Source organism: Streptomyces sp. NH27 (assembly GCF_056859195.1).
On the sequence record NZ_JACEGK010000613.1, the window covers coordinates 1 to 4,385 of the forward strand.

Genomic DNA, 4,385 nt, shown 5'->3' on the forward strand with positions numbered 1-4,385 from the left:
CTCTCCACCGAGAGCGGCCACCCCGGTCGTTCGTCCGGCAGGTCAGGCCATCCGCAGCGGCCGGTGCAGCCCGGACAGCTCCAGCAGATCGACCGGCACGACCTCCTGGGTGCGGTCGTCGATCACCGACACCCGCACCGCGGGGCTCGGGTTCGCTTCGGTGGTCGCCTGGCCGTCCAGCGCGAACAGCACGTTCACCGGCCGCGCGCCGCCGACGTCGTGGTGCACGCCGGCGAACCGCAGCACCCGCCAGCCCTCGTCGTCCCAGGAGTCCAGGAGCGCGGAACGGACGATCGGCGCCGACGCCTGCCAGGCCAGCGAGCGCTCCAGCAACTGGACCGACGCCTCGACGGTCACCTGTCCGCCCGGGCCGGCCGGCAGCGGAGTGCCGAAGACCCGCAGCCGCAGCCGCCGCAGCGGCATCCACACCCGGTCCAGGTCGGTGGACAGGGCGAGCAGGCCCGCCGCGGCCACCGCGATCACCAGCACCGACCAGCCCGGGTCCCGGACCAGCCGCGACCACCAGGCGGTGCCCGCGAGGGCCGCGGCTACCCCGCCGACCAGCACCACGCCGGCCCGCGCGAAGGAGCGCGCGCCGATCGGGCCCTCGTCACGGGCGCTGCATCCGCAGGAGGACTGCGGCGCGGTCGACTTCGCATAGCCGAGGTAGCAGGTGAAGCCCGCGCCGAGCAACGCGGTGGCCGCGCCGGGCAGGACCGCGGTCGGGAAGGCCAACAGGCCCGCGGCCACGACGAGTTCGACGGCTCCCACCGCGCGCAGCGCGAACGCCGCCCGGTGGCCGTTGCCGAGCACCCGCACCAGCACGGTGTTCGCCGCCACCTGCGCGGTGCGCCGGCCCAGCAGCTTCGCCGCGCCGGTCACCGCGAGCAGCACCCCGCACACCAGGGGAGCGAGGTCCAGGATCATCGCGCCGCTCCTCAATGGCCGACCGTGACGCGGGCGATGTCCACCGAGTCGTCCGCGGGCCGCCAGGCGCCGAGCACCTGCGCCGACTGCCCGATCCGCACCCGGGACAGGTCCGGCGTGAGCGATCCGCCGAGGTAGGACGCGGTGGTCGTCTCGGGCACGATCCGGCCCACCACGGCGTGGTTGCCGTCGCCGTGTGTGAGGTGCAGGCGGTCCTTGGCGATGCCCCGGACCGTGCAGAACAGGTTCACGATGTTCACCCACACCGCGTCCGCGGCGATCGTGCCGTCGGGCATGTCGACGCCCCGCGCGTACAGGCCGTCGCCGACCTCGATCGCCTCGGCGGTGGTGGCGCGCAGCTTCCAGACGCTGGTGGCGTTGGTGAGCTGGATCAGGTGCCGGTCGCCGTACGAGCCGGCCACTTCGAGCACGGTCCCCTTGATGGCGGTGATCCGGCCCTCGGCGAAGGCGGACTTGGCGATCGCGGGGTCGAGGGAGGGGGACGGAGCGGCGAACGCGGCGTCCGCGTCGAGTCCGCCGAGCGCCGATGCGCCCACGATGGTGGCGCCGCCGAGCGCGGCGGTGGTCAGGAAGCGTCTGCGGTCGAAGCCGGAACGGGCCCTGGGGTCCTGGCGGTTGCTCATGTCGGTGCTCCTCCTGCCGGGTCGGGTCACTCGTAGATGTAGACCGGCAGCAGGCCGGAGCTGAGACTCCCGATGGCGGAGAAGGCCGCCGGGGTCAGGTCGATCACGCGGTTGGTGCGGCAGGCGCCGTTGCAGCAGGTGGCCTCGCCGCAGAAGCTCTGGGTACTCGGGCCGCAGTCGGCGATCGTGACGCAGACCTGGGCGCCGGAGCACTGGTGTTTGACGTTCATCACCGAGCCGCAGCCGCGCTGCGGGAGGCCCTCGCCGCACAGGTCGGGCCGGGTGATGTTGAAGCACGCCTGGCTGGCGTAGGGCCAGGCGGCCTGGTTGGAACTGGACTGGCAGGTGCCGCAGGCGCCGGTGCCGGCGCTGCCGCAGGGCCCCCAGGAACTGCCGCAGCAGAACCAGGAGGTCTCACCTGCCCAGAGGCTGGTCGATCCGCAAGCCATGTCGGTTTCCCTTCGCTGATGGGATGGTCTGTGCATGACAAGTGGGTTTATGGGGGTGCTCGGGGTGCGGGTGCAGTGCGGGTGCGAGGCGCCGGTGCGGGTGTGATGCGGTCCGGAACGTCGGGGCGTGCGGCCGAAGTGCGGTGCGCGACGTACGACATGCGACGTGCTCGGTGCGAGAAGCGAGAAGCGAGAAGCGATGTGCGATGTGCGATGTGCGGGATTGCGGTCTGCGTTCTGCGGTCTGCCACGTACGGTCTGCAACGTGCCCGTGGTGTCCCGTGGAGCCGCACGCGACGCGGCGCTGCGCACGTGCGGGGCCCGGGAGCGGGCGCCTCCGGCTGTGCCGGGTGGGAAAGATGAGTCGGCAGTGCAGTGGGGCACGGCAATGATGCGCGCTTCTACGCGCGTCCGCCAGAGGGCGGACGCGCGTAGATGATTTCCCGATCCGCCGACGGTGGCCGGAATCGTCACCAGCCTGTCCTTGCCGCCATTCCCGGCACTCCCGGTCCGCTCCCGGTCCACCCGGCCCTCCGGACCCGTGGGTCGACGAACCGACCGCGTGCCAGGTCGACAAACCGACACACCCGCACAACGACACGCGCCGGCCCGCAGAGGTCCGGAGCGCGTCGGACACGCCCGAAAACGATCACTCCGGAAAGGCTTCACCCGTGCGAATCGTCATTCTGGTCTTCAACGGCTTCACCTCGCTCGACGCCATCGGCCCCTACGAGTTGCTGCGGATGCTGCCCGGCGCCGAGGTGGTCTTCGCGGCCCAGTCCACCGCCCCGGTCACCGACGACGCCGGCTGGCTGAACGTGATTCCGTCCGCGACACTCGACGCGACGACGTCGGCCGACGTGCTGCTCGTGCCCGGCGACCCCGTCGCGTCCCACAACCTCGGCAACGAGGCGCTGCTCGACTGGATCCGCCGCATCCACGCCACCACCACGTGGACCACGTCGGTGTGCACCGGCTCGCTGCTGCTGGGCGCCGCCGGGCTGCTGGACGGGCTCACGGCCACCACCCACTGGGGCGCGGCCAGGAGGCTGGAGTCCTTCGGGGCCACCTACACCGAGCAGCGGGTGGTGGAGCAGCCCGGTGGGATCATCACCTCGGCAGGCGCGTCCTCCGGGATCGACATGGCGCTGCGGCTCGCCGAACTCGCCGCGGGCCGGGTCGCCGCCGAGGCGTTCCAACTCTTCATCGAGTACGACCCGCAGCCGCCGTTCGATGCCGGGTCGCTGTCCAAGGCGTCCCAGGAGGCGAAGGACTACCTGGCGGCGCGCTGAGCCGCGGGCGGGTGGGAGGCTGCGCCGCCGTGCCGCCCGCCTTGCGGCCACGGCCCCGCAGGGGCGCCGGGTGCGGGCGAGGGCGGGAGGCCGGCCGGAGTTGACGCCGGTGCGCCCGCGTCCGTGGACACGTCCGTACCCGCCCCGGCCGTCGCCGGGGCGGCCGGTTCGCCCGCCTGCGCGCCTTCCGGTTCGCCCGCCTCCGGCCCTTCCGGCAGCCGCGGTTCGGTGGCCCGTTGCCGTTCGGCCGCACGCTCCACCGTCTCCACCAGCGGCAGGAGCCGCTCGGCGACGCGCTCCCGCAGCGCGATCTCGGTGCGGGTCCTGACCACCCCCGGCAGCCGTATCAGCCGCTGGATGATGTCCTCCAGATGCGAGTTGTCGCGGGCCACCACCCGGGCGAGCAGGTCGCCGCCGCCGGTGATCGAGAACGCCTCGATGATCTCGGGCACCACTGCCAACTCGGTGCCGATCTCGTCGAGATGGCCCTGCGCGACCTCGATCCGTACGAACGCCAGCACCGGGTGGCCGAGCGCCGTGGGGGAGACCCTCGGGCCGGCGGCGGTGATCACACCCTCGCGCTCCATGCGGTCCAGCCGCGCCTGGAGGGTGCCGCGGGCGACGCCGAGGATGCGGGCGTACTCACGGACGCTGGTACGCGGCTGCTGGAGGAGCAGCCGCAGGATACGGGCGTCCAGGGCGTCGACGGGCATGGGCCGGTGGTCCCCTCACGGCTGTGTTCTTGGCATATTCACCGTACCGACGGGTCGTCCGCCAACGATCATTTCGAGCCACCGCCATGGCCGGACGGAAAAGTCGTGCCGGACGGGAACCGGCGGACCACCGGCGTAATCTTCATATTCACGGGCAGGAAGCGGGCCGTGCGCATAGGCTCCGGCCACACGCGGGCGCGATCATGCTGCGCTCAGCGATTCGGCGATGTCGACAATGACCGAGGGTGGGGGAGTTCGCGGTGTCTTGGGATGGGCAGAACGGGGCCGGTGGCGGCGGTGGTTACGGCTCTCCGCCGCCCGGTGGCGCGGGCGGTCCCGGCGGTCCCGGCAGCGCCGGTG

4 protein-coding genes and 1 pseudogene are annotated in these 4,385 nt (G+C 72.6%); 1 reads left to right on the plus strand and 4 read right to left on the minus strand.

The genetic code is table 11. The annotated features are described in order from the left end of the window. Positions 1–42: 42 nt before the first annotated feature. The 3 genes from AC13HU_RS33045 to AC13HU_RS33055 are packed head-to-tail and all read right to left on the minus strand — an operon-like array spanning position 43 to position 2,020. Positions 43–927, minus strand: coding sequence for a MauE/DoxX family redox-associated membrane protein (locus AC13HU_RS33045; RefSeq protein WP_483045670.1), 885 nt, complete (start codon positions 925–927; stop codon positions 43–45). Between the two features lie 11 nt (positions 928–938). Then, entirely contained in the window at positions 939–1,571 is a 633-nt protein-coding gene (locus tag AC13HU_RS33050) for a cell wall protein (protein ID WP_483045671.1), read from the minus strand. Between the two features lie 26 nt (positions 1,572–1,597). After that, entirely contained in the window at positions 1,598–2,020 is a 423-nt protein-coding gene (locus AC13HU_RS33055; RefSeq protein WP_483045672.1) for an RlpA-like double-psi beta-barrel domain-containing protein, read from the minus strand. A gap of 671 nt (positions 2,021–2,691) precedes the next feature. Here AC13HU_RS33055 and AC13HU_RS33060 point away from each other — a divergent pair. Beyond that, positions 2,692–3,312: a DJ-1/PfpI family protein gene (locus tag AC13HU_RS33060; RefSeq protein WP_483045673.1), complete on the plus strand. Its 621-nt coding sequence runs from the start codon at positions 2,692–2,694 to the stop codon at positions 3,310–3,312. Positions 3,313–3,551: 239 nt separating this feature from the next. On the opposite strand, the pseudogene AC13HU_RS33065 reads toward AC13HU_RS33060, so the two are convergent. Beyond that, positions 3,552–4,025 (minus strand): annotated as a pseudogene (locus AC13HU_RS33065) (Lrp/AsnC family transcriptional regulator); the annotation flags it as partial. Positions 4,026–4,385: the final 360 nt, after the last annotated feature.

Coding starts and splice junctions, on each gene's coding strand:
- AC13HU_RS33055 (WP_483045672.1), bottom strand. CDS start 2,020: ATGGCTTGCGGATCGACCAGCCTCTGGGCAGGTGAGACCTCCTGGTTC.
- AC13HU_RS33050 (WP_483045671.1), bottom strand. CDS start 1,571: ATGAGCAACCGCCAGGACCCCAGGGCCCGTTCCGGCTTCGACCGCAGA.
- AC13HU_RS33045 (WP_483045670.1), bottom strand. CDS start 927: ATGATCCTGGACCTCGCTCCCCTGGTGTGCGGGGTGCTGCTCGCGGTG.